This window comes from Streptomyces sp. NPDC048258 (assembly GCF_043201995.1).
GTDB lineage: Bacteria > Actinomycetota > Actinomycetes > Streptomycetales > Streptomycetaceae > Streptomyces.
On sequence record NZ_JBICZH010000007.1, the window covers coordinates 85668 to 110456 of the forward strand.

The window sequence follows — 24789 nt, forward strand, 5'->3', positions numbered from 1 at the left end:
GCCGGACCTTCCTTCGATGGTGGGGTTGCCTCAGCGAGCGGAGTGCGGGAAGGCCCCTCGGCCCACCCGCGGCGCCAGTGCGGGTGGGCAGGCCGGATCAGTGGACGGCGGCGGCGTGCCCGTCCAGTTCGGCCTGGATGATGTCCTTGGCCTTCTCGGCAAGGTCCTTGTTGATGGTGAAGCCCTTGTCGCGGACGGTGTCCTCAATATGACGGCGGGAGGCGTTTCCGGCCCGGCCATGCTGAGCAGTGCGGCCAATCTCGACGGCCTGCTCCAAGGTGGCGCTGGGCTTGCTTCTCGCCAGCTTGGTCGGGGTGTCGATTTCCGCCTCTTGTTTCCGCGGGAGATCGGCCCCATTCAGGCTCGCTGCCAAGGGGGTTGGCGCACCCGGCTTCGTCTTCCTCGACGTACGCCGGCACCTGGACTGGTACGCCCAGCCCGGACCCGAGGGCCTGGTGTTCGTGGGGGAGAAGGGCGCGGCCCTGCGTGGCACCACCTTCGGCCGCAAGTGGCGCAAGGCCCGGGATGCCGTCGGCATGCCGAAGGAGTTCCGCTTCTACGACCTGCGCCACACCGGGAACACCCTTGCTGCCGATACCGGCGCCAAGCTGAAGGACCTCATGGTCCGCGCGGGACAGTCGTCCGAGCGGGCACAGCTGATCTATCAGCACTCCACCAAGGCGCACCAGCGCACGCTCGCCGACAACATCGACGCCGACGTCCGCCGCCAGCGCACGCAGCCGGACCGGCAGGCGGGCGCAACCACGGCAGCCACCGTCCACCAGCTCGTGCCACGCCTGCCGGCTCCCGGTGGGGCCGCTCGGAGGAGGTGACGCCCCAGCGTGCGACGTAGGTGCCCTGTCGCGGGCCATGGCGGGTCGGCGATCAATCTGACGCCCCGTGAGGGAACTTGTGGCACGCGAATGGCACGCGGGCTCTGAGAGGTCTAGACAACGAAGAAGGCCCAGGTCGCTGACCTGGGCCTTCTCTCAAGAGCGGATGACGGGAATCGAACCCGCGCTATAAGCTTGGGAAGCTCATGTTCTACCATTAAACTACATCCGCACAGCGTTCCAGTTGCCTGGATCTGTATCGTCGCCCACTCTACCCCATGATCGACCCCCGGTGAATCGACCGCGGGGTCGTTGTCGTGTGTGGTGTGCACGGGGGCGTGTGGGGGCGGGAGTTGGGGCGTACCGTGTGCAGCGGAGCGGCGGCTGGAGTGGGTCCCGATCATCCCCTAATGTGGCGATTCGTCGCAGTACGGCTCGTTGGGGAAAGGGACTCGATGGAGCACACCGTCGTCCGTTGTGCCGAAGGGCACGTTTTCAGTACCGCCTCCTTCCCGCTGCAGCACCTCGGTGCCGGCCGGATCGGGCCCGGGCGGCTGTTGCGGTGTCCGCGCTGCGCGCGGCTGAGGCAGGCCGTGCCCGTGGGGCCGGCGGTCAAGCGATAGCGGGCAGGCGCGCGGGCCGCCGCTCTCGATTGGGGGTGGCCCGTGCGCACTGCGTATCCTCGGGACGTGCTTCTCTCTGACAAAGACATCCGGGCCGAGATCGACAGCGGACGGGTTCGCATCGACCCGTTCGAGGAATCGATGGTGCAGCCCTCCAGCATCGATGTACGTCTCGACCGGTTCTTCCGGGTGTTCGAGAATCACCGCTACGCGCACATCGATCCCGCCGTCGAGCAGACCGACCTGACCAGGATGGTCGAGCCGGAGGGCGACGAGGCGTTCATTCTGCATCCGGGTGAGTTCGTGCTCGCCTCGACGTACGAGGTCATCTCGCTGCCCGACGACATCGCCTCCAGACTGGAGGGGAAGTCCAGCCTGGGCCGCCTCGGTCTGGTGACGCATTCGACCGCCGGGTTCATCGACCCCGGGTTCTCGGGCCACGTGACCCTGGAACTGTCGAACCTCGCCACCCTCCCGATCAAGCTCTGGCCGGGCATGAAGATCGGGCAGCTGTGCATGTTCCGGCTCAGCTCGCCCGCCGAGTTCCCGTACGGCAGTGAGCGCTACGGATCCAGGTACCAGGGGCAGCGCGGGCCGACCGCCTCGCGCTCCTTCCAGAATTTCCACCGCACCCAGGTGAGGCACGAGGCATGAGTGACGGAGTACGCGAGAACCTCGACTACGAGGGGTTCGGGCGCGCCGTGCGCGAGCTGGCGCAGACGATCGCCGATGACGGCTACGAGCCCGACATCATCCTGAGCATCGCCCGGGGCGGGGTGTTCGTCGCCGGCGGCCTGGCGTACGCGCTCGACTGCAAGAACATCCACCTGGTGAACGTCGAGTTCTACACCGGTGTCGGGACCACGCTGGAGATGCCGGTCATGCTGGCGCCCGTGCCCGAGGCGATCGACTTCACGAACAAGAAGGTCCTCATCGCCGACGATGTGGCCGACACCGGCAAGACGCTCAAGCTCGTCCACGACTTCTGCCTCGGGCACGTCGCCGAGGTGCGGTCCGCGGTCATCTACGAGAAGTCGCACTCCCTCGTGAAGTGCGAGTACGTGTGGAAGAAGACCGACGAGTGGATCAACTTCCCCTGGTCGGTCGAGCCGCCCGTCGTGAAGCGTGAGGGCCAGGTCCTCGACGCGTAGCCGTACACGGACGCGTACGTGAAGGGGCCCGCCGCGCGAATACCGCGCGGCGGGCCCCTCTGCGTGTCCGTCGGTGCCGTTAGATCGTGCCCAGCTTGATGATCGACAGCAGGGCGATCAGCTGGATCGCGGACGCGCCCAGCGCCTTCGGCCACGGCAGGTCGTGCGACTTGGCGACCAGGGACGTGAACAGGAAGCCCGCCGCCACCCAGGTGGCCCAGCCCAGGACCTGGACCACCCCGTTGTCGCCGCCCAGGAACACGGCGAAGAGCAGGCGCGGGGCGTCGGTCAGCGACATGATCAGCATCGACAGGCCCACGGTGGGCTGCCACGAGCCGTCGCCGCCCATCTGGCGGGCCAGGGTGTGCGTGACCGCGCCCAGGATCAGTCCGCAGATGACGAAGGCCACGCCCGCGGAGAGGACGATCGGGACGGCCTTGGCGAGGGTCGCGTTGATCACGTCCTTGCGGGCGTCGTCGAGGCCGAAGACCGCGAGGAGCCCGTAGAGGAAGGTCACGGTCAGCGCCGGCCCCCAGACGGCGTAGTCGCGCATCTGCAGGAAGGTCTGCCCGGGCCGCATCACGATGCCGCGGAGCAGTTCCTTCCACGGCAGCCGCGGGCCGGCCGGAGCGGCCGCGGCCGCGCCCGCCTGGTACGTCGCGCCCTGGCTGTACGGGTCCTCGCCGACGGCGAAGACCTGGGTGTGCCCGGGGTTGTCGTTGGTGTAGCCGCCGTGCCCGCCGTGCCCGCCCTGGCCCCCGTGCCCTCCGTGGCCGTACGGGGGCTGCTGCGCCTGCGGCGGCTGCTGCTGTCCGTACGGGTCGAAGTACTCGGGCTCGCCGTGCCCCCCGGGACCCGGCTGCGGCCACTGCTGCTGCGGCGGCGGGCCTGCGGGAGGGTAGGGCTGCTGGCCGTACGGCGGCGGTTGCTGCTGTCCGTACGGCTGCTGCCGCGGGGGTTGTTGCGGGGTGCGGTTGTTGTCCCGGCCGCGTCCGATCCTGAATCCAGCCACGTGATCGAAAGTACCCGGTCCTGCGGGCCGCCGTGGACGGGCGGCCGGAACCGGCGGCCTTTGCGGCTGAGCTGTGACATCCCCTAGGGGAACCCCGGGGGGTTGTCCCCACCCCGGCGTGGTGTCCGGTTTACGTAGCTGCGGTGGTTTCTGCGGGCCTTCGTTACGTTCCCGACGGAATACCCACATATCGGGTCCGTAGCTTCGTGTCTGTCGCCGCCACGCAGAGACACGAGAAGAGCACCCATCATGCGCAGCACCCGCCGTACCACCCTCCGTACCGCCGCCGTCCTCGCCGGCGCGGCCGCCGTCCTGGCCCTTCCGGTCGGATCCGCCTTCGCGGACTCCCCGGCCGTTCCGGAGCCGGAGGCGCTGCCCGGCATCGAGCAGCCTTCGGTGGACCCGTCGGTCGAGCCGTCGGTCGAGCCGCCCGTCGAGCCTTCGGTGGACCCGTCCGTCCCGCCCGTGACCCCGCCGGTCACTCCGCCGACGAAGCCGCAGGTCAAGCCGGAGGTCAGGCCGGAGGTCCGGGCGTACGTCACCACCGTGAAGCTCGCGGACGGCTCCGTCGCCAAGGTCTACAAGATCGGCGACAACCACTTCGAGGCGGACATCTTCGCCGGCTCCACGAAGCTCGACACCCTGGTCAGCACGGGCGGCGGCGCCGCGTACGGCCAGAGCAACGGCCTGCACGTCGTGCTCCAGCCGAACGGCACCGTGACCTCATGGATGGAGGGCGCGGAGCGGCCGAAGCCGGTGGAGAAGCCGAAGCCGCAGATCAAGCCCGAGGCCAAGAAGGAGAGTTCGGTGCGCGTCACCCTGCCCGACGGGCGGATCGCCAAGCTGGTCGACGGCGCGAACGGCAAGCGCGTCGAGATCTCGACGCCGAAGGGGACCTCCCTCGGCACGATCGACCTGAAGCACCCCGGCACGCGGCACGACGGCTGGACGTACAAGCTCGTCCAGGACGGGAAGCGCGTGAAGTTCGTCGTCATCGACGGCAGGGGCGGCGGGAACAGCTGGGTGTACGACTTCGACGGCAAGCTGATCGAGAAGTACACGGTCGACCCGGCGAAGAAGGACGTGAAGAAGGACGCGAAGGACGCGAAGCAGCACGTGACGAAGGACGACACGAAGCCGGTGGTCGGGAAGGTCGTTCCGAAGGGCGGCGTGAAGGCCGGTGCGGAGGGGGTCGCCCCGTCGAACGGAGACACCCCGGCGCTCGTCGCCGCGGGCGGCGGGATGGCCGCGGTGGGCGCGGCCGGGCTCGGCTTCGCGATGCTGCGCCGCAACCGTACGGAGGGCGAGGGCTGAGACGGGGGCCGACATGCCGGAACGGCCGGTCCCCCGAGTGGGGGACCGGCCGTTCCGTGGTGCCAGGGTCGCCAGGGACTACTTGGCGTCCTCGGGCTTCGCTTCGGACTTCGCCTCGGGCTTCGCTTCGGACTTCGCTTCGGGCTCAGCCTCAGCCTCGGGCTCGGCCTCTGCCTTCGCCTCGGGCTCCGGCTCCGGCTTGGCCTCCGGCTCGACCGCGGCCTCTGCCTTCGGCGCCGCTTCCGGCTCGGCCGCCTTCGGCTCCGCCTCGGGCTCCGCAGCGACGGGCTCGGGCTTCGCCGCGACGGGCTCCGCCTCGGGCTTCGCAGCGACGGGCTCGGGCTTTGCCGCGACGGGCTCCGCCTCGGACTTCGCCGCGACCGGCTCCGGCTTCGCCGCGACGGGCTCCGGCTCCGGCTCCGGCTCGGCCTCCGGCTCCGGCTCGACCACCGGCGGTTCCGGGGTCTTGACCGAGTCCAGCAGCAGCTGGGCCACGTCCACGACCTGCACGGACTCCTTGGCCTGGCCCTCGTTCTTCTTGCCGTTCACCGAGTCGGTCAGCATCACCAGGCAGAACGGGCACGCAGTCGACACGATGTCCGGGTTCAGGGACAGCGCCTCGTCGACACGCTCGTTGTTGATGCGCTTGCCGATCCGCTCCTCCATCCACATCCGCGCGCCACCGGCGCCGCAGCAGAAGCCCCGCTCCTTGTGGCGGTGCATCTCCTGCTGACGCAGGCCCGGCACGGCCGACATGATCTCGCGCGGCGGCGTGTAGACCTTGTTGTGCCGGCCCAGGTAGCACGGGTCGTGGTATGTGATCAGGCCGTCGACCGGCGTCACCGGCGTGAGGCGGCCCTCGTCGATCAGGTGCTGGAGCAGCTGCGTGTGGTGGATGACCTCGTACTCGCCGCCCAGCTGCGGGTACTCGTTCGCGATGGTGTTGAAGCAGTGCGGGCAGGTCGAGACGATCCGCTTCGCCGACTTCGGCTTCTTCGTCTCCGGGTCGTCGTCGTCCTCGCCGAAGGCCATGTTCAGCATGGCCACGTTCTCCTGGCCCAGCTGCTGGAACAGCGGCTCGTTGCCCAGGCGGCGCGGCGAGTCACCGGTGCACTTCTCGTCGCCGCCCATGATCGCGAACTTGACGCCCGCGATGTTCAGCAGCTCCGCGAAGGCCTTCGTGGTCTTCTTGGCCCGGTCCTCGAGGGCGCCCGCGCAGCCGACCCAGTACAGGTAGTCGAACTCCGAGAGGTCCTCCGCGTCCTTCCCGATGATCGGGACCTCGAAGTCGACCTCCTTGGTCCACTCGACGCGCTGCTTCTTCGCCAGGCCCCAGGGGTTGCCCTTCTTCTCCAGGTTCTTGAGCATCGTGCCCGCCTCGGACGGGAACGCGCTCTCGATCATCACCTGGTAGCGGCGCATGTCGACGATGTGGTCGATGTGCTCGATGTCGACCGGGCACTGCTCGACGCACGCACCGCAGGTCGTGCACGACCACAGCACGTCCGGGTCGATGACGCCGTTCTCCTCGGCCGTCCCGATCAGCGGGCGCTCGGCCTCGGCGATCGCGGCGGCGGGGACGTCCTTGAGCTGCTCCGCCGTCGCCTTCTCGTTGCCCTCCATGTCCTTGCCGCCACCGGCGAGCAGGTACGGGGCCTTGGCGTGCGCGTGGTCGCGCAGCGACATGATCAGGAGCTTCGGGGACAGCGGCTTGCCGGTGTTCCAGGCCGGGCACTGCGACTGGCAGCGACCGCACTCCGTACACGTGGAGAAGTCGAGGATGCCCTTCCAGGAGAACTGCTCGACCTGGGAGACGCCGAAGACGTCGTCCTCGCCCGGGTCCTCGAAGTCGATCTCCTTGCCGCCGCTGGTCATCGGCTGGAGGGCGCCGAGGGCGGTGGAACCGTCCGCGTTGCGCTTGAACCAGATGTTCGGGAAGCCGAGGAAGCGGTGCCAGGCGACACCCATGTTGGTGTTGAGCGAGACCGTGATCATCCAGGTGAAGGACGTGACGATCTTGAGCGCCGCGAAGAAGTACGTGAGGTACTGCAGCGTGCTCAGGCTCAGCCCGTCGAAGGCGGCGATCAGCGGGTACGAGGCGAAGAAGCCGGGCTCCCAGCCGTCGACGCCGTGCTGGGCCCCCTCCAGCGCGCGCAGCGTCATGATGCAGACGCCGACGATCAGGATGACGGCCTCGACGAAGTACGCCTGGCCCGTCTTGGAGCCCGTGAAGCGGGACTTGCGACCCGCCCCGCCCGGCCGGTTCAGCTGCCGGATCACGATCAGGGTCACGATGCCGAGCACGGTCATCAGGCCGAGGAACTCGGTGAAGATCTCGTACGGCAGCCAGTCACCGATGATCGGGATCAGCCAGTCGGCCTGGAAGAGCTGACCGAAGGCGTTGACGATGGTCAGCAGCAGCGAGAAGAAGCCCACCGCCACGAACCAGTGCGCGAACCCGACGATGCCCCAGCGGTTCATGCGGGTGTGGCCGAGGAACTCCTTGACCAGCGTGATGGTGCGCTGCGTGGGGTCGCCGGTGCGCGTGCCCGCGGGCACAGGCTGGCCGAGGCGCACGAAGTGGTAGATCTGCGCGGTGGCACGGCCGAACAGCGCGACGGCTACCACCGTGATGACCAGCGACACGATGATCGCGGCGAGTTGCATGGGAGGGCTCCTCGGGCGGCACTTACTAAGCGGTAACTTATTGAGTCAAGGCATGAGGTTACCCACTCCCGACGCCGCAATGTAGCTGAGCGCGCGGTGATCTGTGTCGCTCAGGCTTGCCTATGACGGTAGGCCGCCCTCGGGGTCTGCGCCAGGATCGCCAGGTCCATCCCCAGCCAGTGGTTCTCCACATAGTGCCGGTCGAGCAGCGCCATCTCCTCCCAGGGCAGGTCGGAGCGTGCGCTCACCTGCCAGAGGCCGGTCACTCCGGGGCGTACGAGGAGCCGGTCGGGGCGGTCGGTACGGGGCTCCGGACGCGGCCCGACCAGGGACATCTCGCCGCGCAGCACGTTGAGCAGCTGGGGCGCCGAGTCGAGTGCGCAGCGCTCCAGGGCCGCGCCGAGGCGGCCGGTGTCGTCGGTGCGCAGCCGCCAGGTGCGAAACGGCCTTCCGGCCAGGCCGGCCGCCGGTTCCCGTACGAAGGCCCGGCCGCCCTGGGCCACGTAGAGCAGCCCTGTCGCCAGCAGCAGCGGCAGGCCGAGCGGGAGGAGCAGGGTCACCGCCCCGATGAGGTCGACCACCCGCTTGGCCGATGGCCTGGCCGGCCGGAGCCCTGGCCGGGCGGGGAGGGGCAGCAGCAGAGGCATGCCAGCACCGTGCCGCATGCCTCCGGCGGTGCCCGGGTGCCGCGCGGCGGCGGTGACCCGTTCGGGTGCGGCGCCGCCGCCGGGGCTCCGCCCCGCGCCCCGCGCCTCAAACGCCGGCGGGGCTGAAGGATCGGGGCTCCGCCCCGCGCCCCGCGCCTCAAACGCCGGCGGGGCTGAAAGTCCGAGGCTCCGCCCCAGACCCCGCGCCTCAAACGCCGGCGGGGCTGAAAGGCCCGGCTCCGCCCCGCGCCCCGCGCCTCAGGCGCCGGCGGGGCTGGCTGGGTTGCGCGTAAGGGCACCTAAAGGTTGAGTCGATGTGACTCAGCTCTGTTGACGCGCGCGCAGCCGTACGGCATGGTTGAGTCTGTTCCACTCAAGTCAGCTGGAGGAAATCAAAATGGCACGTGCGGTCGGCATCGACCTGGGCACCACTAACTCCGTCGTCAGCGTTCTGGAAGGCGGCGAGCCCACCGTCATCACCAACGCCGAGGGCGCCAGGACCACGCCGTCCGTCGTCGCCTTCGCCAAGAACGGCGAGGTCCTCGTCGGCGAGGTGGCCAAGCGCCAGGCGGTCACGAACGTGGACCGGACCATCCGCTCCGTCAAGCGCCACATGGGCACTGACTGGAAGATCAACCTGGATGGCAAGGACTTCAACCCGCAGCAGATGAGCGCCTTCATCCTGCAGAAGCTGAAGCGCGACGCCGAGGCGTACCTCGGTGAGAAGGTCACGGACGCGGTCATCACCGTCCCGGCCTACTTCAACGACTCCGAGCGTCAGGCGACGAAGGAGGCCGGTGAGATCGCGGGCCTCAACGTCCTGCGCATCGTCAACGAGCCGACCGCCGCCGCCCTGGCCTACGGTCTCGACAAGGACGACCAGACCATTCTCGTCTTCGACCTCGGTGGCGGCACCTTCGACGTGTCGCTCCTGGAGATCGGCGACGGTGTCGTCGAGGTCAAGGCCACCAACGGTGACAACCACCTCGGTGGCGACGACTGGGACCAGCGCGTCGTCGACTACCTCGTGAAGCAGTTCGCCAACGGCCACGGCGTCGACCTGTCCAAGGACAAGATGGCGCTCCAGCGTCTGCGCGAGGCCGCCGAGAAGGCGAAGATCGAGCTGTCCTCCTCCACGGAGACCTCGATCAACCTGCCCTACATCACGGCCTCCGCCGAGGGCCCGCTGCACCTGGACGAGAAGCTCACGCGCTCGCAGTTCCAGCAGCTGACCGCGGACCTGCTCGACCGCTGCAAGACCCCGTTCCACAACGTCATCAAGGACGCGGGCATCAACCTGTCCGAGATCGACCACGTGGTACTGGTCGGCGGCTCCACCCGCATGCCGGCCGTCGCCGAGCTCGTCAAGGAGCTCACCGGCGGTCAGGACGCCAACAAGGGCGTCAACCCGGACGAGGTCGTCGCCATCGGCGCGACGCTTCAGGCCGGTGTGCTCAAGGGTGAGGTCAAGGACGTCCTGCTCCTCGACGTGACCCCGCTGTCCCTGGGTATCGAGACCAAGGGCGGCATCATGACCAAGCTGATCGAGCGCAACACGACCATCCCGACCAAGCGGTCGGAGATCTTCACGACGGCCGAGGACAACCAGCCGTCCGTGCAGATCCAGGTCTACCAGGGCGAGCGCGAGATCGCGGCGTACAACAAGAAGCTCGGCATGTTCGAGCTGACCGGCCTGCCGCCGGCCCCGCGTGGCGTCCCGCAGATCGAGGTCTCCTTCGACATCGACGCGAACGGCATCATGCACGTCACGGCCAAGGACCTCGGCACGGGCAAGGAGCAGAAGATGACCGTCACCGGCGGCTCCTCGCTCGGCAAGGACGAGGTCGACCGCATGCGCCAGGAGGCGGAGCAGTACGCGGACGAGGACCTGCGTCGCAAGGAGGCGGCCGAGTCCCGCAACCAGGGCGAGCAGCTCGTCTACCAGACGGAGAAGTTCGTCAAGGACAACGAGGACAAGGTCCCGGCCGAGGTCAAGACCGAGGTCGAGGCCGCCGTCGCCGAGCTGAAGGAGAAGCTCAAGGGCGAGGACACCACCGAGATCCGTACCGCGACCGAGAAGCTCGCCGCGGTCAGCCAGAAGCTCGGCCAGGCCATCTACGCCGACGCCCAGGCCGCGCAGGGCGCCGCCGGCGCCGATGCCGGTGACGCGGGCCAGGCGAAGGCCGACGACGACGTCGTCGACGCCGAGATCGTCGACGACGAGAAGCCGAAGGGCGGCGCTGCCTGATGTCGGAGGAGACCCCGGGCTTCGAGGAGAAGCCCGACGTCCCCGTCGACGGCACGCCCGACGAGCCGAAGGCCGCCGACTCCGCCACGGAGGAGGCGGCGGCCCCGGCCGGGGATTCCGCACCGGATGTTGCCCTGCTGGCGCAGCTGGACCAGGCCCGTACGGCGCTCGGTGAGCGCACCACGGACCTCCAGCGGCTCCAGGCGGAGTACCAGAACTACCGCCGCCGGGTGGAGCGGGACCGGATCACCGTCAAGGAGATCGCGGTCGCGTCCCTCCTGAGCGAACTGCTCCCGACCCTGGACGACATCGGCCGGGCGCGGGAGCATGGCGAGCTGGTCGGCGGCTTCAAGTCGGTGGCCGAATCGCTGGAGACGGTCGCCGCCAAGATGGGTCTGCAGCAGTTCGGCAAGGAGGGCGAGCCCTTCGACCCGACGATCCACGAGGCCCTGATGCACTCGTACGCGCCGGACGTCACCGAGACGACCTGCGTGGCGATCCTGCAGCCGGGGTACCGGATCGGCGAGCGTACGATCCGCCCCGCGCGGGTCGCGGTGGCCGAGCCCCAGCCGGGCGCGGCCCCCAAGTCCGAGTCGGCCGAGGCCGACACGCCGTCGGACAAGGACACGGATGCCCCCGACAAGGGCTGATGTTGAACCAGTAGAGGCACGAGAGGAGGGACACCGGGGATGAGCACGAAGGACTTCGTCGAGAAGGACTACTACAAGGTCCTCGGTGTCCCGAAGGACGCCACCGAGGCCGAGATCAAGAAGGCGTACCGGAAGCTCGCACGCGAGTTCCACCCGGACGCCAACAAGGGCGACGCCTCCGCCGAGGAGCGCTTCAAGGAGATCTCCGAGGCGAACGACATCCTCGGCGACGCGAAGAAGCGCAAGGAGTACGACGAGGCGCGCGCCCTGTTCGGCAACGGTGGCTTCCGCCCCGGGCCGGGCGGGGCCGGCGGCTCGTTCAACTTCGACCTCGGCGACCTGTTCGGCGGCACCCAGCCGGGTGCCGGCGGCGCGGGCGGCTTCGGCGGCGGCCTGGGCGACGTCTTCGGCGGCCTGTTCAACCGCGGCGCCGGGCCGGGTGCGGGGACCCGTACCCAGCCGCGCCGCGGCCAGGACATCGAGTCGGAGGTCACCCTCTCCTTCACGGAGGCGGTGGACGGGGCCACGGTCCCGCTCCGGATGTCCTCCCAGGCCCCCTGCAAGGCCTGTTCGGGCACCGGCGACAAGAACGGCACCCCCAGGGTGTGCCCGACCTGTGTCGGCACCGGCCAGGTCTCGCGGGGCAGCGGCGGCGGTTTCTCGCTGACCGACCCCTGCGCGGACTGCAAGGGCCGCGGCCTGATCGCCGAGACCCCGTGCGACGTCTGCAAGGGCAGCGGGCGCGCCCGCAGCTCGCGCACCATGCAGGTCCGGATCCCGGCGGGCGTCTCCGACGGCCAGCGGATCCGGCTGCGCGGCAAGGGTGCGCCGGGCGAGCGCGGCGGTCCGGGCGGTGACCTCTACGTCGTCGTGCACGTCGACTCCCACCCGGTGTTCGGCCGCAAGGACGACAACCTGACGGTGACCGTCCCGGTGACGTTCGCGGAGGCGGCGCTGGGCGCCGACATCAAGGTCCCGACCCTGAACGGCCCCTCGGTGACGCTGAAGCTGCCGCCGGGCACCCCGAACGGCCGCACGATGCGGGCCCGCGGCAAGGGAGCGGTCCGCAAGGACGGCACCCGCGGCGACCTGCTGGTGACGGTGGAGGTCGCGGTCCCGACCGAGCTGTCGGACAAGGCCCGCGAGGCGCTGGAGATGTACCGCGAGGCGATGGGGTCGCAGGACCTGCGCTCCGCGCTGTTCGAGTCCGCGAAGGGAGCATGACATGGACGGCCGCCGACGACAGTCCTCCCGATTGGGTGGGGGCTACCAGCTCACCGACGAGACCCCGGTCTACGTGATCTCGGTGGCCGCCCAGCTCTCGGGTCTGCATCCGCAGACCCTGCGCCAGTACGACCGTCTCGGCCTGGTCTCCCCGGACCGTACGGCTGGGCGCGGCCGGCGGTACTCGGCCCGTGACATCGAGCTGCTCCGCACGGTGCAGGCGCTGTCCCAGGACGAGGGCATCAACCTGGCGGGCATCAAGCGGATCATCGAGCTGGAGAACCAGGTCGCCGCGCTCCAGCAGCGCGTGGCCGAGCTCTCCGCCGCGGTGGACGGTGCCGCGGCCACGCTCCAGGCCCGCGAGGCCCAGGTGCATGCCTCCTACCGGCGCGACCTGGTCAAGTACCAGCCGCCGGTGCCGGGCAACGCCCTGGTCGTGTGGCGTCCCAAGCGCCCGATGGACTGACGGCGTCGACGAGAAGGCCCCGTCCGGCTTGCCGGGCGGGGCCTTTCGCGTACCCGTGCGGGATCAGAGCTGCGGATCCCGCGCGGGCCCCGAGACCTGGCCCAGGATCCCCGACTGGGCGATGAGGAAGCCGAGTTGGGCCCGGCTGCCGCTGCCCAGCGCGGTGGCCAGCTTGGCGATGTGCGCGCGGCAGGTCCGTACGTTCATGCCCAGGCGGCGCGCGATGGCCTCGTCCACGTGCCCCTCGACGAGGAGCTGGGCGATGGAGCGCTGCACGCCCGAGATCCCCGAGGGTGTCGGATCGTACGGAATCTGCTCGTTGAGCGGGGTGGCCCGGCGCCACAGCTGCTCGAAGACCCGGGCCAGGTAGCGGACGAGCGCCGGGTGCCGCAGCTCCAGGGCGATCTGCTGGTCGTCGCTCGCGGGGATGAAGGCGACCGATTCGTCGCAGATGATGAGCCGCTCGACCAGCTCCTCCAGCGTCCGGATCTCGACCTTGCCACTGGCCATCCGGTCGACGTAGGCCATCGTGCCGCGGCTGTGCCGCACCGTGTGCTGGTAGAGGGTGCGCATGCTGACGCCGCGCCGGATGAGCGGCTGGTCCCGCTCTATCGCCTGGTTCAGAATGTTCTCGGAACGCCCGCCGCCCGGCTGGATGGTGAGCATTTCCGCCTGGCACTCGGCGGTGGCCACATTGAGGGCCGCGTTGATCCTGTTGAATCCCTCCAGCACGGTGATCGCATGCGTGGGGGCGGGAGTCAGCGCGCTGATGGCCATGAATGGCTCAAACGCTTCGGTGAGCTCGATGGAGGAGCGCCGGCGTTGCAGGATCTCCCGTTCCAGCGGGTGCAGCCGCTGTGCGAGAGCCACCGAAGGTGGAACCGGACGAAGCCAGTTGTCGTCGTCTGGATCAGGGTGCAGCAGGGCGAATTCCAGCAGGCAGGGCGTCTGCTCGACCTCTTCGCGGGCTATGCGGCCGGAGCTGAGCGCGCTCGCGTACAACTCGGCCCCGAGGTCGCACAGGTCCGTCACCGCGTGGGGATGTGTCTGGTTCATCCGCATAATCGGCAAATCTCCCACCCCCAGGGTCCTGCATGTACAGGAACATGATGCATCGCCACGGTGGCAATGGCGTGGCTCGATAAGTCATCGTCTGAGATGCGGGGGAGAGGAATCCATCAAGTGAGGACAACGTCGACCATGTACAAGAAATTGCTTCGCTCGGTGGCTGCCATTGCTCTCTCTACGGCCGCTGCTGTCGGTGGAATCTCGCTCGCGCAGACCAGCTGGGGCGGCGCGCCCGCCGACAGCGGTTGGGGGGCCGGTGTCACCACCGGTGAGAGCGACAGTGGTTGGGGCAAGGTCGTGGCCGACAGTGGCTGGGGCCCCGCACCCAAGCCGCTTGTGGGTGGGAAGTCTTCGGACGCATGACCCCCGACGACCGCGGCTTCCGCCGCGAAATGGCCTCCGCTTACCGCTCGGGATGGCAGTTCATCGACCTGGCCACGGCGATCCCGTACCCCGGGGACTCGCTGATGGTCACCCTGTTCGGCCAACCGATCGTCGTCGTGCGCGAGGAGGACGAGGACGTACGTGCCTACCGGTGCCTGCGCCGCCCGCGGGGCGCGCCGCAGCCCGTCCGCTGCGAGGTGCGCTACGGAATGGTCTTCGTCAATCTTGATCAGCGCGATCACCAGCTCTTCGAACCCGATATCACCACCGCCACCCCCCGCAGTGCCTGACGCGATTCCCCCGTCGTTGCAGATCGCTCAGGCGCTACCCCCACACAACGGCGCCATCGTGGACCTGACCACGATGGCGCCGTTGTGATGTCCGCGTCCAGTCGCTGACCGGACAAGATGCGGGACCGGATGAGAATTCAACGATTCAGGCGCGGCCCATGGCCCGGTCCAGCGTGATCTCCATGACCACCCGGTCGGGATTGGGCGAGGGCGTCCGCCCGTAGCGCTCCGCGTAGCGCGCCACCGCGTCGGCGACCGACGCCTCGTCCGTACGGATCACCGCGCGCCCCTCCAGGGTGGCCCAGCGGCGTCCTTCCATCTGGCACACCGCGACCCGCGCCCCGCCCGGCTGCACGGCCTGGGCCGCCAGGATGTTGCGGACCTTCCTGCTGTGCTTGTTGCTGATCACCCGGGCCAGGCCGGCCTCCGGGTCGTACGTCACGCCCACCGGCACCACGTGGGGCGTGCCGTCGGGGCGCGGTGTGGTCAGGGTGCAGACGTGCCGTTCCCGCCAGAAGGCGAGGTACTCGGGCGTCGGGTTGAGTACGTCATGGGACATGGCCCGAAGGGTACGACTCCTGCCTTGAGTGGAATAGACTCAACTTTGCGTAGGTTGTTCATGTCAGATCAGTCAGGGGGCCGCCACCCCTTCCGGAGAGGAGAAACCGCACCGTGGACGCCGAGCTGACCAACAAGAGCCGAGACGCGCTGAACGCGGCCACCAGCAGGGCCGTCAAGGAAGGCCATGCCGATCTGACCCCCGCGCACCTGCTGCTGGCGCTCCTCGCCGGCGAGGACAACGAGAACATCACCGACCTCCTCGCGGCCTCGGACGTCGACCAGGCCGCCGTACGCGGCGGCGCGGAGCGGCTGCTGGCCGCCCTGCCCAGCGTCACCGGCTCCACCGTCGCGCCCCCGCAGCCCACCCGCGACCTGCTCGCCGTACTCGCCGAGGCCGACGCTCAGGCGGGCAAGCTCGGCGACGACTACCTCTCCACCGAACACCTGCTCATCGCCATCGCCGCCAAGGGCGGCGCGGCCGGTGAGATCCTGTCCACCCAGGGGGCGAGCGCGAAGAAGCTGCTGGACGCCTTCGAGAACGCGCGAGGAGGGCGGCGGGTGACCACCCCCGACCCCGAGGGTCAGTACAAGGCGCTGGAGAAGTTCGGCACCGACTTCACGGCGGCTGCCCGCGAGGGCAAGCTCGACCCGGTCATCGGCCGCGACCACGAGATCCGCCGCGTCGTCCAGGTGCTCTCGCGCCGTACGAAGAACAACCCGGTGCTCATCGGCGAGCCCGGCGTCGGCAAGACGGCCGTCGTCGAGGGCCTGGCCCAGCGCATCGTCAAGGGCGACGTCCCCGAGTCCCTGAAGAACAAGCGGCTCGTCGCCCTGGACCTCGGAGCCATGGTCGCGGGCGCCAAGTACCGCGGCGAGTTCGAGGAGCGGCTGAAGACCGTCCTCGCCGAGATCAAGGCGAGCGACGGCCAGATCATCACCTTCATCGACGAGCTGCACACGGTCGTCGGCGCGGGCGCCGGCGGCGACTCCGCCATGGACGCGGGCAACATGCTCAAGCCCATGCTGGCCCGCGGCGAGCTGCGCATGGTCGGCGCGACCACCCTCGACGAGTACCGCGAGCGCATCGAGAAGGACCCGGCGCTGGAGCGCCGCTTCCAGCAGGTGCTGGTCGCAGAGCCGTCCGTCGAGGACACGATCGCGATCCTGCGCGGGCTCAAGGGCCGCTACGAGGCCCACCACAAGGTCGTCATCAACGACAGCGCGCTCGTCGCGGCCGCGACCCTCTCCGACCGGTACATCACCTCCCGCTTCCTCCCCGACAAGGCCATCGACCTCGTCGACGAGGCCGCGTCCCGGCTGCGCATGGAGATCGACTCCTCACCCCTGGAGATCGACGAGCTCCAGCGCGCGGTGGACCGGCTGCGGATGGAGGAGCTGGCGCTGAAGAACGAGTCCGACCCGGCCTCGCGCGAGCGCCTCGACAAGATCCGCAAGGACCTCGCGGACAAGGAGGAGGAGCTGCGCGGCCTGACCGCGCGCTGGGAGAAGGAGAAGCAGTCCCTCAACCGCGTCGGCGAGCTCAAGGAGCGCCTGGACGACCTGCGCGGCCAGGCCGAGCGGGCCCAGCGCGACGGGGACTTCGACACCGCCTCCAAGCTGCTCTACGGGGAGATCCCGGCCCTGGAGCGCGAGCTGGCGGAGGCCACCGAGGCCGAGGCCGAGGTGGCCCGGGACACCATGGTCAAGGACGAGGTCGGCCCGGACGACATCGCGGACGTGGTCGGCGCCTGGACCGGCATCCCGGCGGGCCGCCTGCTGGAGGGCGAGACCCAGAAGCTGCTCCGGATGGAGGACGAGCTGGGCCGCCGCCTGATCGGCCAGCAGGAGGCCGTCAGGGCCGTCTCCGACGCCGTACGCCGCACCCGCGCGGGCATCGCCGACCCGGACCGCCCGACCGGCTCCTTCCTCTTCCTGGGCCCGACGGGCGTCGGCAAGACCGAGCTGGCCAAGGCGCTCGCGGACTTCCTGTTCGACGACGAGCGGGCGATGGTCCGCATCGACATGTCCGAGTACGGCGAGAAGCACAGCGTGGCCCGCCTCGTCGGAGCCCCGCCCGGCTACATCGGCTACGAGGAGGGCGGCCAGCTGACCGAGGCCGTGCGCCGGCGCCCGTACAGCGTGGTGCTCCTGGACGAGGTCGAGAAGGCCCATCCCGAGGTCTTCGACATCCTGCTCCAGGTCCTGGACGACGGCCGCCTCACGGACGGCCAGGGCCGCACGGTGGACTTCCGCAACGCCATCCTGGTCCTCACGTCGAACCTCGGCAGCCAGTTCCTGATGAATCCGTCCACACCTGTGGACGAGAAGAAGCAGCAGGTCCTGGACGTGGTCAGGACGAGCTTCAAGCCGGAGTTCCTGAACCGGCTGGACGACATGGTGGTCTTCTCGGCCCTGTCCGAGGACGAGCTGGCGCACATCGCAAGGCTCCAGATCGACCGCCTGGCGGCCCGCCTGGCCGACCGGCGCCTGACCCTGGAGGTCACGCCCGAGGCCCTGGCCTGGCTGGCGGACAAGGGCAACGACCCGGCGTACGGTGCCCGGCCGCTGCGCCGCCTGATCCAGACGGCGATCGGCGACCGCCTCGCGAAGGAGATCCTCTCCGGCGAGGTCAGGGACGGCGACACCGTACGGGTCGACGTGGCGGGCGAGGACCTGCTGGTCGGCAAGGCGCTGTGATCCGGGCATGTCCCCCTCCGGCGGGCGCACCCCCTGTCCGCCCGGAGCGGATCGTGGCCGTCGGGCTGGACACGGGGTGGGCGGGATGGGGGAGGATGCTTGTATCCGCACGAAGGGAAGTACACGGTGAGCATCGACCCGGCCTCGATTCCGAACTTCGGAGGGCAGCAGCCCGATCCGCAGGCCACAGGACCGGCGGGCCCCGTCGTCCCCGACCAGGATCTGGTCAAGCAGCTGCTGGAGCAGATGGAGCTCAAGTACGTCGTCGACGACGAGGGTGACCTCGCGGCGCCGTGGGAGGAGTTCCGCACGTACTTCATGTTCCGCGGCGAGGACGAGCAGCAGGTTTTCTCGGTGCGGACCTTCTACGACCGTCCGCACAAGATCGAGGAGAAGCCCCAGCTTCTCGAATCGATCGACGACTGGAACCGCCGCACCCTGTGGCCGAAGGTCTACAGCCACACCCACGACGACGGCTCGGTCCGGCTGATCGGTGAGGCGCAGATGCTGATCGGCACCGGCGTCAACCTGGAGCACTTCGTGTCCTCCACGGTCAGCTGGGTCCGCGCCTCCATCGAGTTCGACAAGTGGCTCGTCGAGCAGTTCGGCCTGGAGAAGGAGATCGACTCCACCGACGGCGACGACGACAAGGACGGCGGCGACAGCCAGTAGTCGGCCGTCCCCCACAGTCCCTCTTACAGGGGTACGCGCGCCACGAGCAGCAGGTACAGCCCGTAGCCGTAGCCGAGCCCGGCCAGCACCGCGGTCACCACGACCGCGGTGCGGGGCCGGGCTCTGGCCATGACGGCCGCCACCGGCAGCAGCAGCGGGAAGGCCGGGAGCAGGAACCGCGGCTTCGACTCGAAGAAGCCGGCCCCGCCGTAGGCGATCACCAGCAGCACGGCGGTGTACGCGAGCAGCGGCAGCGGGGTCCGGTCCAGCACCAGCAGCACCGCCAGCAGCCCGGCCGCGGCCAGCAGCACCACGGTGACGGTGGTGGCGAGCGGCACGTGCCCGCCGGTCAGCACCCGCTCCGCGGAGCGCAGCGCGCCCTCGCCGAAGTCGAAGCGGGAGCCCCAGCGCCGCTGCACGGTGAAGTAGCCGCCGAGGGGATCGCCCATCCGCACCCCGATGGCCAGGACGTACGCCGCCCAGCCCGCCGGGGCCACCAGCCCGGCCACCCACACCGCGGGCGCGCGGGACCCGCGGGCGAGGACGGCGTACAGGGCCATGGCCGAGACGGCGGCGGCGACGGCGAGCCCGGTGGGCCGGGTCAGCCCGGCGAGCACGGCCAGGCCGGCCGCCCACAGCCAGCGGCCCCGCAGCAGGGCGTGGAGCGCCCAGGCGGCGAGCGCGGCCAGCAGCGCCTCGGTGTAGGCCAGGGTCAGCACCACGGCGTGCGGCAGCGCCGCCCACAGCCCCACGAGGAGCAGCCCGGCGCGCGGGCCGATCACCCGCTCCCCGATCCGGTAGACCCCGACGGCGGCCGCGGCGGCGCAGAGCCAGGCCACGAGGATCCCGGCGGGGACGAGCCCGCCCGGCAGGACGGCGGCGACGAGCCGTATCAGCGCCGGGTAGAGCGGGAAGAAGGCGTAGTCGCTCTGGATGGAGCCGGTCTCGGGCCACATCAGGGTCCGGCCGTAGCCGTTGGCGGCGATCCCCAGGTACCACGCGGAGTCCCAGGACGCGCCGAGCACCCGGAGCGGATCCCGTCCGGCCCACCAGGAGCCGACGGTGAGGACCAGTACCCCGGCGCCGCGCACGGCGGCGAACACTCCGAGCGCGAGGACCGTCGCCGGCGCGGCCGAGCGGACCGCCTTGACCGCGCGGATCTCCAGGGGCGACCCGGACACGGAGGCTCTGCCCGTTGCCATGTATCCCGACTTTCCCGCTCTTCGTGAGTACGCTCATCCGATGATGAGAGCTTCGGGCACCTTCAAGGTCGTCAGCTTCACACCGGCCTCGCTCACCCCGCAACCACACGTGGAAACCGGTCTCCCGGTGGGCGTCGCCACGATGGAGAAACGGTACGAAGGCGACACCCTGACGGGCCATTCGGCCACGCTCTTCACGGCCGCGTTCGACCAGGAGGCGGGCGTCGGCAGCTACGTCGCGATGGAGTCCTTCGAGGGCGTCCTGGACGGCCGCGAGGGCGCCTTCAACTTCGTCCACTCGGCCGCCACCGACGGCGGCCCGTCCCGCGCCGCGGAACACTTCGCGATCGTCCCGGGCAGCGGCACGGCCGCCCTGACCGGCATCACCGGCGCGGGCGGCCTGCGCGTGGACGAGGACGGCACGCACCGCATCTGGTTCGACTACGAGCTCCCGCCCTCCTAGGTCGTGTCGTCAAAGTCCCGTCTGGCTGGTGGGGCCTGGCACGCACTCCCCCAGACTCCGTCCGGGGGGACCCCCAGCCGCGTTGTCGTCGGTCACCGACGTCCCCCAGCTACCGCTGGGAGGTGCCCCCACCGCGTCGATTCCCTCCTCCGCCTTGCGATCGCACGCACCAGGCCCCACCAGCCCCGCCCTTCGGGCGGCCGACGCCACTTTGACGACACTTCCCCAGGCCCTGTCGCGGCGGGTCAGAGGCGGCGCAGGCGGGCCGCGGCCTCCCGGAGGACCTCGGTCTTCTTGCAGAAGGCCCAGCGGACCTGGGTGGCTCCGGCGGACGTGTCGTCGTAGAAGACCTGGTTCGGGATGGCGACCACACCGCAGCGCTCGGGCAGGGCGCGGCAGAAGGCAAGGCCGTCCTTCTCGCCGAGCGGGGTGATGTCCGTGGTGATGAAGTACGTGCCCTGCGGGCGGAAGACCTCGAAGCCAGCGGCGGTGAGGCCGTCGGCGAGGATGTCGCGCTTGGCGGCCAGGTCCGCGCGGAAGGCCTCGTAGTACGTGTCGGGGAGCGCGAGGGCCTCGGCGATCGCGTACTGGAAGGGGCCCGAGGAGACGTACGTGAGGAACTGCTTCGCCGAGCGGACCGCCGTGACCAGTTCCGGGGGCGCCGTCACCCAGCCGACCTTCCAGCCCGTGAACGAAAAGGTCTTCCCCGCGGACGAGATGGTGACCGTGCGCTCGCGCATGCCCGGGAAGCCCGCCAGGGGGGTGTGGGCGCCCTCGAAGACCAGGTGCTCGTACACCTCGTCCGTGACGACGAGCAGGTCGCGCTCCACGGCGAGGGCGGCGACGGCGGACAGCTCCTCGCGGGTCAGGACCGTGCCCGTCGGGTTGTGCGGGGTGTTCAGCAGGATCAGCCGGGTGCGCGGGGTGACCGCGGCGCGCAGTTCGTCCAGGTCGAGGGCGAAGGCCCCGGCGTGCGGGCGCAGGGTGACGGGGACGCGTACCGCGCCGGCCATCGCGATGCAGGCCGCGTACGAGTCGTAGTACGGCTCCAGGGCGATGACCTCGTCGCCCGGTTCGAGGAGGGCGAGCAGGGCGGCCGCGATGGCCTCCGTGGCGCCCGCCGTGACCAGGACCTCGGTGTCGGGGTCGTAGGCGAGGCCGTAGAAGCGCTGCTGGTGCGCGGCGATCGCGGCGCGCAGCTCCGGGACGCCGGGGCCCGGCGGGTACTGGTTGCCCCGGCCCGTGAGGACCGCGCGGGAGGCCGCCTCGGCGATCTCGGCCGGGCCGTCGGTGTCGGGGAAGCCCTGGCCCAGGTTGATCGACCCGGTGCGGGCGGCCAGCGCCGACATCTCCGCGAAGATCGTGGTGCCGAAGGCCGCCAGACGGCGGTTCAGGAAGGGGCGGTCGCTGCTCACGGGTGCGCTCATGGGCGCCATCCTGCGGGGAACCTCTGGACTTGCTCAAGTGTGCTTTGGGCCGCGTGGCCTGCGGGCATCCCCCCTTCACGCGGGACGCGGGGATCCCGCCCCCCGGGAAGACCGGGGTGTGAGAGAGGGGCGGGCATCGTGTTCGTCTTCATCGTGATCGGGCTCCTGGTCGTCGCATTCGTCGTGACCGTGGCGGTGCGTTCGTTCAAGAGCGGTTTTTCGTCCGGCAGCAGCAGCGGCTCCGGCAGTGGCAGCAGCGGTAGCAGCTGGTGGGCGGGCGGGGGTGGTTCGTCGTCGAGTTCGTGTTCGGGCGGATCGTCCTCCTGTGGATCCTCCTCGTCCTGCGGCGGATCGTCGTCCTCCTGCGGCGGCGGGGGGTGCGGTTCCAGCTGACACGGGGCAGCCGGCGCCGCGCGGACGGGGGCGCCCGGCGGTCTGATGTCCGCCGGGCGCCTTCTCCTGCGCGCCGCCCGCGCGACTCGTGAGCGTCTCTTTCGGGTCTTCTTCGCGTCTCTCGCGCCCATGCACCACGACGCGCGGGACGCAACTTGTTGAACACGTGAACTGCGAAGCCCCCGGGGGGATGTAAACCCCGTCAAGTTGGGTAAAACGGCTGTGAGTGCCGTGCCTTTCATGATTCCCTCGGTTGAGTAGACCAGTCCCCGGACCTCCCGGGACTTCCTGTGGACCCGTGCCGGTGTCCCCCCACCCGTTGACTACCGCTGGCGGGCCCCGGCCCATCTCCCTCGCGCGTTTGCGGAGCCGACTCATGCTCACGACCCTCCAGACCACCTATACCGACACGCGTGCCGCCGATCTCGCCTGGGCCCTGGGTCGGGACCGGCTGCCCGCCCTGGCCGTACTGAACCTCGAACTGTCGGGCGCGAAGGTCGAGTTGCGCCTGCTCGGGGCCTCCCATCAGGTGCTCCTGGAGGAGGGTGAGGTGCTCTGCTCGGAGACGGTCGCCTGCATGCCCGGCAGCAGTACGCCGCTTCCGCTCGGCGTGGCCAAGCGGGTGGGCGACTGGGAGTACGAGTTCGCCGCGCGGGTCGAGACGCTGTCCCGCGGATCCTTCGCGGGACGGGCCCAGGAACTGCTCGCGCTGGTCGCCGACCACCCGAACGGACTAGCGGGCACCTTCCCGGGCAGTCCGCACGCCTTCACCGCCCTGCTCGCGCAGCGCTACGAGGGCCAGGTGCGCTGGCGGACCTGGCACGCGTACCCGCAGGAAGGCCAGCTGGTGGCCACCAGGACCCGGGTCGCCGTACGGATCGGCGCCCCGACCACGGCCGCGACCACGGCCGCGACCACGGCCGCGACCACGGCCACGGCTTCGGCGACGGCCACGGCCGCCGCCCAGACGGCCGCGCGGACCTAGGGCCGGTCGGGTGTCGTGGGGTGGCCCGGAGCGCGTCGGCGCCCGGCGGCGGTCCGGGGTGCGGGCATTGCGGCGTGGTTACGCCAACTGGCTGGATCAGTACGCCACTTGCACCCATGTGGGTGACCGGGTGCGAGTGGGTGGTGACGTACGGTTCGGTTCATGATCGACCGTTCCGTCCCGCGTCGGGTCCTCCCGGCTCCGGAGCCGCGGGGCGCGGCGACCGTCCCGGCCGCCCTGCCCGTACGGCCCCGGACCGGCCGACTCCTCGTCCTGGCCACCGTGTTCGTCTGCGCCGCCTGCGGGCTCGTATACGAACTGGAGCTGCTCGCCCTCGGCTCCTATCTCATCGGCGATTCCGTCACCCAGGCGTCGGTCGTGCTGTCCGTCATGGTCTTCGCCATGGGTGTCGGATCCCTGCTCGCCAAACGGCTGCGGCACCGGCCCGCCTTCGGCTTCGCCGCCATCGAGGCCGGGCTGGCCCTGCTCGGCGGGCTCTCGGCCATGGCGCTGTACGCGACCTTCGCCTGGCTGGGGGAGTCCCGGCCCGCGCTCGTCGCGTTCTCCTTCGCCATCGGCGTCCTCATCGGCGCCGAGATCCCGCTGCTGATGGTGCTCATCCAGCGCATCCGCAGACAGGACGCGGGCGGGGCCGTCGCCGACCTGTTCGCCGCCGACTACGTGGGCGCCCTGGTCGGCGGCCTCGCCTTCCCGTTCCTGCTGCTGCCGGTGCTCGGCCAGCTCACCGGCGCCATGCTCACCGGCACCGTCAACGCGGTCGTCGGCGGCGGTCTGGTGCTGTGGCTGTTCCGCCGCGACCTGAGCCGGCGCGCCCGGTGGACGCTGATCGCCGCGAACGTGACCGTGCTGTCCGTGCTCGCCTGCGCGACCGTCCTCGCGGACGACTTCGAGCGGGTCGCCCGCCGCGCCGTCTACGGCGGGGAGGTGCGGGTCGCCGTCCAGACCGGCGTCCAGGAGCTGGTGCTCACCGGGCCGCGGACCGGCTCCCCGCGCTCCCTCGACCTGTACCTCGACGGGCGGCTGCGGGTCAGCGGCTACGACGAGTACCGCTACCACGAGGCCCTCGTCCACCCCGCCATGACCGGCCCGCACGCCCGGGTCCTGGTCCTCGGCGGCGGCGACGGGCTCGCCGCCCGCGAGGTGCTGCGCTACCGGGACGTCGCCTCGGTCACCATCGTCGAACTCGACCCCGGAGTGGTCCGGCTCGCCCGCACCGACCCGATGCTCTCCGCGCTCAACGCCGGGGTGTACGGGGACCCGCGCCTCGGGGTCGTCACGCAGGACGCGTTCCGCTGGCTGCGCGGGCCGGCCGCCCGGGACCGGTACGACGTCATCGTCTCGGACCTCCCCGACCCGGGCATCACCCCCAGCACGAAGCTGTACTCGCAGGAGTTCTACGGGCTGGCCGCGCGGGCCCTGCGGCCCGGGGGCCGGATCGCCGTACACGCCGGGCCGCTGGCCACGCGACCGCGTACGTACTGGACCGTCGAGTCCACCCTGCGCGCGGCGGGCCTGCACACCTCCCCCTACAGCGCCGGCGGCCGCCTCACGGGCTTCGCCGCCGGACCCGACCGCACGCCCCTCGGCGTCAGCGACGCGCCACCGCAGGACTGGGGCTTCGTACTGGCCTCCCGCGAGCAGGTGCCCCCGCTGCGCGTGGACCGCGACACGCCGGGGCTGCGCTCGCTGTCGACCGGCTCGCTGCAGGATGCGGCGCGCGACACGGAGCGGACCCGGGTGGACGGGCTCCCGCCGTCCACCCTGCCGCACCCGCGGTATTCGTGACCGGGT

General features: G+C 70.4%; 22 protein-coding genes, 1 tRNA gene and 1 pseudogene. 15 read left to right on the forward strand and 9 right to left on the reverse strand.

Annotation, left to right across the window (positions count from 1 at the left end; translation table 11 throughout):
• Positions 1 to 97 precede the first annotated feature (97 nt).
• Positions 98 to 277 (reverse strand): hypothetical protein, encoded by a 180-nt coding sequence (locus ACGFYQ_RS18055; protein ID WP_393744897.1) that lies wholly within the window; start codon positions 275 to 277, stop codon positions 98 to 100.
• A gap of 115 nt (positions 278 to 392) precedes the next feature.
• Here ACGFYQ_RS18055 and ACGFYQ_RS18060 point away from each other — a divergent pair.
• A pseudogene (locus ACGFYQ_RS18060) lies at positions 393 to 833 on the forward strand (site-specific integrase); the annotation flags it as partial.
• Between the two features lie 161 nt (positions 834 to 994).
• Here the strand turns inward: ACGFYQ_RS18060 and ACGFYQ_RS18065 are convergent.
• Positions 995 to 1065 (reverse strand) — tRNA-Gly (locus tag ACGFYQ_RS18065).
• A 178-nt stretch (positions 1066 to 1243) separates the two neighbouring features.
• On the opposite strand from ACGFYQ_RS18065, the gene ACGFYQ_RS18070 reads away from it, so the two are divergent.
• From ACGFYQ_RS18070 to ACGFYQ_RS18080, 3 genes are all read left to right on the forward strand, one after another.
• A complete protein-coding gene (locus ACGFYQ_RS18070) occupies positions 1244 to 1456 on the forward strand; it encodes a hypothetical protein (RefSeq protein WP_362389303.1) in 213 nt (70 codons plus the stop codon).
• A gap of 66 nt (positions 1457 to 1522) precedes the next feature.
• Positions 1523 to 2110, forward strand: coding sequence for a dCTP deaminase (gene dcd / locus ACGFYQ_RS18075; protein WP_362389302.1), 588 nt, complete (start codon positions 1523 to 1525; stop codon positions 2108 to 2110).
• Positions 2107 to 2607, forward strand: coding sequence for a phosphoribosyltransferase (locus tag ACGFYQ_RS18080; RefSeq protein ID WP_356873565.1), 501 nt, complete (start codon positions 2107 to 2109; stop codon positions 2605 to 2607). The genes dcd and ACGFYQ_RS18080 overlap by 4 nt, the downstream gene beginning before the upstream one ends.
• 79 nt (positions 2608 to 2686) lie before the next feature.
• Here the strand turns inward: ACGFYQ_RS18080 and ACGFYQ_RS18085 are convergent, their stop codons facing one another.
• Positions 2687 to 3619, reverse strand: a complete 933-nt coding sequence (locus tag ACGFYQ_RS18085) for a Yip1 family protein (protein WP_393744900.1) — start codon at positions 3617 to 3619, stop codon at positions 2687 to 2689.
• A 249-nt stretch (positions 3620 to 3868) separates the two neighbouring features.
• On the opposite strand from ACGFYQ_RS18085, the gene ACGFYQ_RS18090 reads away from it, so the two are divergent.
• Positions 3869 to 4933: a hypothetical protein gene (locus ACGFYQ_RS18090; RefSeq protein WP_393744902.1), complete on the forward strand. Its 1065-nt coding sequence runs from the start codon at positions 3869 to 3871 to the stop codon at positions 4931 to 4933.
• A gap of 78 nt (positions 4934 to 5011) precedes the next feature.
• Here ACGFYQ_RS18090 and ACGFYQ_RS18095 read toward each other — a convergent pair whose 3' ends face one another.
• Together ACGFYQ_RS18095 and ACGFYQ_RS18100 are read right to left on the reverse strand one after the other, a co-directional pair.
• Positions 5012 to 7600, reverse strand: a complete 2589-nt coding sequence (locus ACGFYQ_RS18095) for a (Fe-S)-binding protein (RefSeq protein ID WP_393744904.1) — start codon at positions 7598 to 7600, stop codon at positions 5012 to 5014.
• A gap of 110 nt (positions 7601 to 7710) precedes the next feature.
• Positions 7711 to 8247: a sugar transferase gene (locus ACGFYQ_RS18100; protein ID WP_393744906.1), complete on the reverse strand. Its 537-nt coding sequence runs from the start codon at positions 8245 to 8247 to the stop codon at positions 7711 to 7713.
• A gap of 397 nt (positions 8248 to 8644) precedes the next feature.
• On the opposite strand from ACGFYQ_RS18100, the gene dnaK reads away from it, so the two are divergent.
• From dnaK to ACGFYQ_RS18120, 4 genes are read left to right on the forward strand one after another with little or no spacing between them, the layout of a single operon-like run.
• Complete coding sequence (gene dnaK / locus ACGFYQ_RS18105) at positions 8645 to 10495, forward strand: molecular chaperone DnaK (RefSeq protein ID WP_393744908.1); 1851 nt, start codon at positions 8645 to 8647, stop codon at positions 10493 to 10495.
• Positions 10495 to 11145 (forward strand): nucleotide exchange factor GrpE, encoded by a 651-nt coding sequence (gene grpE / locus ACGFYQ_RS18110; RefSeq protein WP_393744910.1) that lies wholly within the window; start codon positions 10495 to 10497, stop codon positions 11143 to 11145. Before dnaK ends, grpE begins: the two co-directional genes overlap by 1 nt.
• 39 nt (positions 11146 to 11184) lie before the next feature.
• Positions 11185 to 12369: a molecular chaperone DnaJ gene (gene dnaJ, locus ACGFYQ_RS18115; RefSeq protein WP_393744912.1), complete on the forward strand. Its 1185-nt coding sequence runs from the start codon at positions 11185 to 11187 to the stop codon at positions 12367 to 12369.
• 1 nt (position 12370) lies between these two features.
• Positions 12371 to 12835: a heat shock protein transcriptional repressor HspR gene (locus ACGFYQ_RS18120; protein WP_393744914.1), complete on the forward strand. Its 465-nt coding sequence runs from the start codon at positions 12371 to 12373 to the stop codon at positions 12833 to 12835.
• Positions 12836 to 12898: 63 nt separating this feature from the next.
• Here ACGFYQ_RS18120 and ACGFYQ_RS18125 read toward each other — a convergent pair whose 3' ends face one another.
• A complete protein-coding gene (locus ACGFYQ_RS18125) occupies positions 12899 to 13891 on the reverse strand; it encodes a helix-turn-helix transcriptional regulator (RefSeq protein ID WP_393744916.1) in 993 nt (330 codons plus the stop codon).
• 371 nt (positions 13892 to 14262) lie between these two features.
• Here ACGFYQ_RS18125 and ACGFYQ_RS18130 point away from each other — a divergent pair, with 371 nt between their 5' ends.
• Positions 14263 to 14577 carry a (2Fe-2S)-binding protein gene (locus tag ACGFYQ_RS18130; RefSeq protein WP_073917230.1) on the forward strand — a complete coding sequence of 105 codons (315 nt, stop codon included), beginning with the start codon at positions 14263 to 14265 and terminating at the stop codon, positions 14575 to 14577.
• 145 nt (positions 14578 to 14722) lie between these two features.
• On the opposite strand, the gene ACGFYQ_RS18135 is transcribed toward ACGFYQ_RS18130, so the two are convergent.
• Positions 14723 to 15136 carry a pyridoxamine 5'-phosphate oxidase family protein gene (locus ACGFYQ_RS18135; protein WP_393744918.1) on the reverse strand — a complete coding sequence of 138 codons (414 nt, stop codon included), beginning with the start codon at positions 15134 to 15136 and terminating at the stop codon, positions 14723 to 14725.
• Between the two features lie 113 nt (positions 15137 to 15249).
• Between ACGFYQ_RS18135 and clpB the strand changes: the two genes are divergently transcribed.
• Positions 15250 to 17835 (forward strand): ATP-dependent chaperone ClpB, encoded by a 2586-nt coding sequence (clpB, locus tag ACGFYQ_RS18140; protein ID WP_393744920.1) that lies wholly within the window; start codon positions 15250 to 15252, stop codon positions 17833 to 17835.
• 126 nt (positions 17836 to 17961) lie between these two features.
• Positions 17962 to 18507, forward strand: a complete 546-nt coding sequence (locus tag ACGFYQ_RS18145) for a YbjN domain-containing protein (RefSeq protein WP_393744922.1) — start codon at positions 17962 to 17964, stop codon at positions 18505 to 18507.
• Between the two features lie 23 nt (positions 18508 to 18530).
• On the opposite strand, the gene ACGFYQ_RS18150 is transcribed toward ACGFYQ_RS18145, so the two are convergent.
• Positions 18531 to 19709 carry a hypothetical protein gene (locus tag ACGFYQ_RS18150; RefSeq protein WP_393744924.1) on the reverse strand — a complete coding sequence of 393 codons (1179 nt, stop codon included), beginning with the start codon at positions 19707 to 19709 and terminating at the stop codon, positions 18531 to 18533.
• Between the two features lie 43 nt (positions 19710 to 19752).
• Between ACGFYQ_RS18150 and ACGFYQ_RS18155 the strand changes: the two genes are divergently transcribed.
• Entirely contained in the window at positions 19753 to 20172 is a 420-nt protein-coding gene (locus ACGFYQ_RS18155) for a DUF3224 domain-containing protein (RefSeq protein ID WP_393745324.1), read from the forward strand.
• Between the two features lie 245 nt (positions 20173 to 20417).
• On the opposite strand, the gene ACGFYQ_RS18160 is transcribed toward ACGFYQ_RS18155, so the two are convergent.
• Positions 20418 to 21608 carry a pyridoxal phosphate-dependent aminotransferase gene (locus tag ACGFYQ_RS18160; RefSeq protein ID WP_393744926.1) on the reverse strand — a complete coding sequence of 397 codons (1191 nt, stop codon included), beginning with the start codon at positions 21606 to 21608 and terminating at the stop codon, positions 20418 to 20420.
• A 760-nt stretch (positions 21609 to 22368) separates the two neighbouring features.
• On the opposite strand from ACGFYQ_RS18160, the gene ACGFYQ_RS18165 reads away from it, so the two are divergent.
• On the forward strand, positions 22369 to 22977 hold the full coding sequence (locus ACGFYQ_RS18165; protein ID WP_393744928.1) for a DUF2617 family protein: 609 nt from the start codon (positions 22369 to 22371) through the stop codon (positions 22975 to 22977).
• A 162-nt stretch (positions 22978 to 23139) separates the two neighbouring features.
• On the forward strand, positions 23140 to 24783 hold the full coding sequence (locus tag ACGFYQ_RS18170; protein ID WP_393744930.1) for a polyamine aminopropyltransferase: 1644 nt from the start codon (positions 23140 to 23142) through the stop codon (positions 24781 to 24783).
• Positions 24784 to 24789: the final 6 nt, after the last annotated feature.

Excerpts from the sequence above, each read along its gene's own strand:
- ACGFYQ_RS18070 (WP_362389303.1), top strand. The coding sequence starts at position 1,244 with ATGTGGCGATTCGTCGCAGTACGGCTCGTTGGGGAAAGGGACTCGATG.
- ACGFYQ_RS18080 (WP_356873565.1), top strand. The coding sequence starts at position 2,107 with ATGAGTGACGGAGTACGCGAGAACCTCGACTACGAGGGGTTCGGGCGC.
- ACGFYQ_RS18090 (WP_393744902.1), top strand. The coding sequence starts at position 3,869 with ATGCGCAGCACCCGCCGTACCACCCTCCGTACCGCCGCCGTCCTCGCC.
- ACGFYQ_RS18095 (WP_393744904.1), bottom strand. The coding sequence starts at position 7,600 with ATGCAACTCGCCGCGATCATCGTGTCGCTGGTCATCACGGTGGTAGCC.
- ACGFYQ_RS18100 (WP_393744906.1), bottom strand. The coding sequence starts at position 8,247 with ATGCCTCTGCTGCTGCCCCTCCCCGCCCGGCCAGGGCTCCGGCCGGCC.
- dnaK (WP_393744908.1), top strand. The coding sequence starts at position 8,645 with ATGGCACGTGCGGTCGGCATCGACCTGGGCACCACTAACTCCGTCGTC.
- grpE (WP_393744910.1), top strand. The coding sequence starts at position 10,495 with ATGTCGGAGGAGACCCCGGGCTTCGAGGAGAAGCCCGACGTCCCCGTC.
- dnaJ (WP_393744912.1), top strand. The coding sequence starts at position 11,185 with ATGAGCACGAAGGACTTCGTCGAGAAGGACTACTACAAGGTCCTCGGT.
- ACGFYQ_RS18120 (WP_393744914.1), top strand. The coding sequence starts at position 12,371 with ATGGACGGCCGCCGACGACAGTCCTCCCGATTGGGTGGGGGCTACCAG.
- ACGFYQ_RS18125 (WP_393744916.1), bottom strand. The coding sequence starts at position 13,891 with ATGAACCAGACACATCCCCACGCGGTGACGGACCTGTGCGACCTCGGG.
- ACGFYQ_RS18130 (WP_073917230.1), top strand. The coding sequence starts at position 14,263 with ATGACCCCCGACGACCGCGGCTTCCGCCGCGAAATGGCCTCCGCTTAC.
- ACGFYQ_RS18135 (WP_393744918.1), bottom strand. The coding sequence starts at position 15,136 with ATGTCCCATGACGTACTCAACCCGACGCCCGAGTACCTCGCCTTCTGG.
- ACGFYQ_RS18150 (WP_393744924.1), bottom strand. The coding sequence starts at position 19,709 with ATGGCAACGGGCAGAGCCTCCGTGTCCGGGTCGCCCCTGGAGATCCGC.
- ACGFYQ_RS18155 (WP_393745324.1), top strand. The coding sequence starts at position 19,753 with ATGAGAGCTTCGGGCACCTTCAAGGTCGTCAGCTTCACACCGGCCTCG.
- ACGFYQ_RS18160 (WP_393744926.1), bottom strand. The coding sequence starts at position 21,608 with ATGGCGCCCATGAGCGCACCCGTGAGCAGCGACCGCCCCTTCCTGAAC.
- ACGFYQ_RS18165 (WP_393744928.1), top strand. The coding sequence starts at position 22,369 with ATGCTCACGACCCTCCAGACCACCTATACCGACACGCGTGCCGCCGAT.
- ACGFYQ_RS18170 (WP_393744930.1), top strand. The coding sequence starts at position 23,140 with ATGATCGACCGTTCCGTCCCGCGTCGGGTCCTCCCGGCTCCGGAGCCG.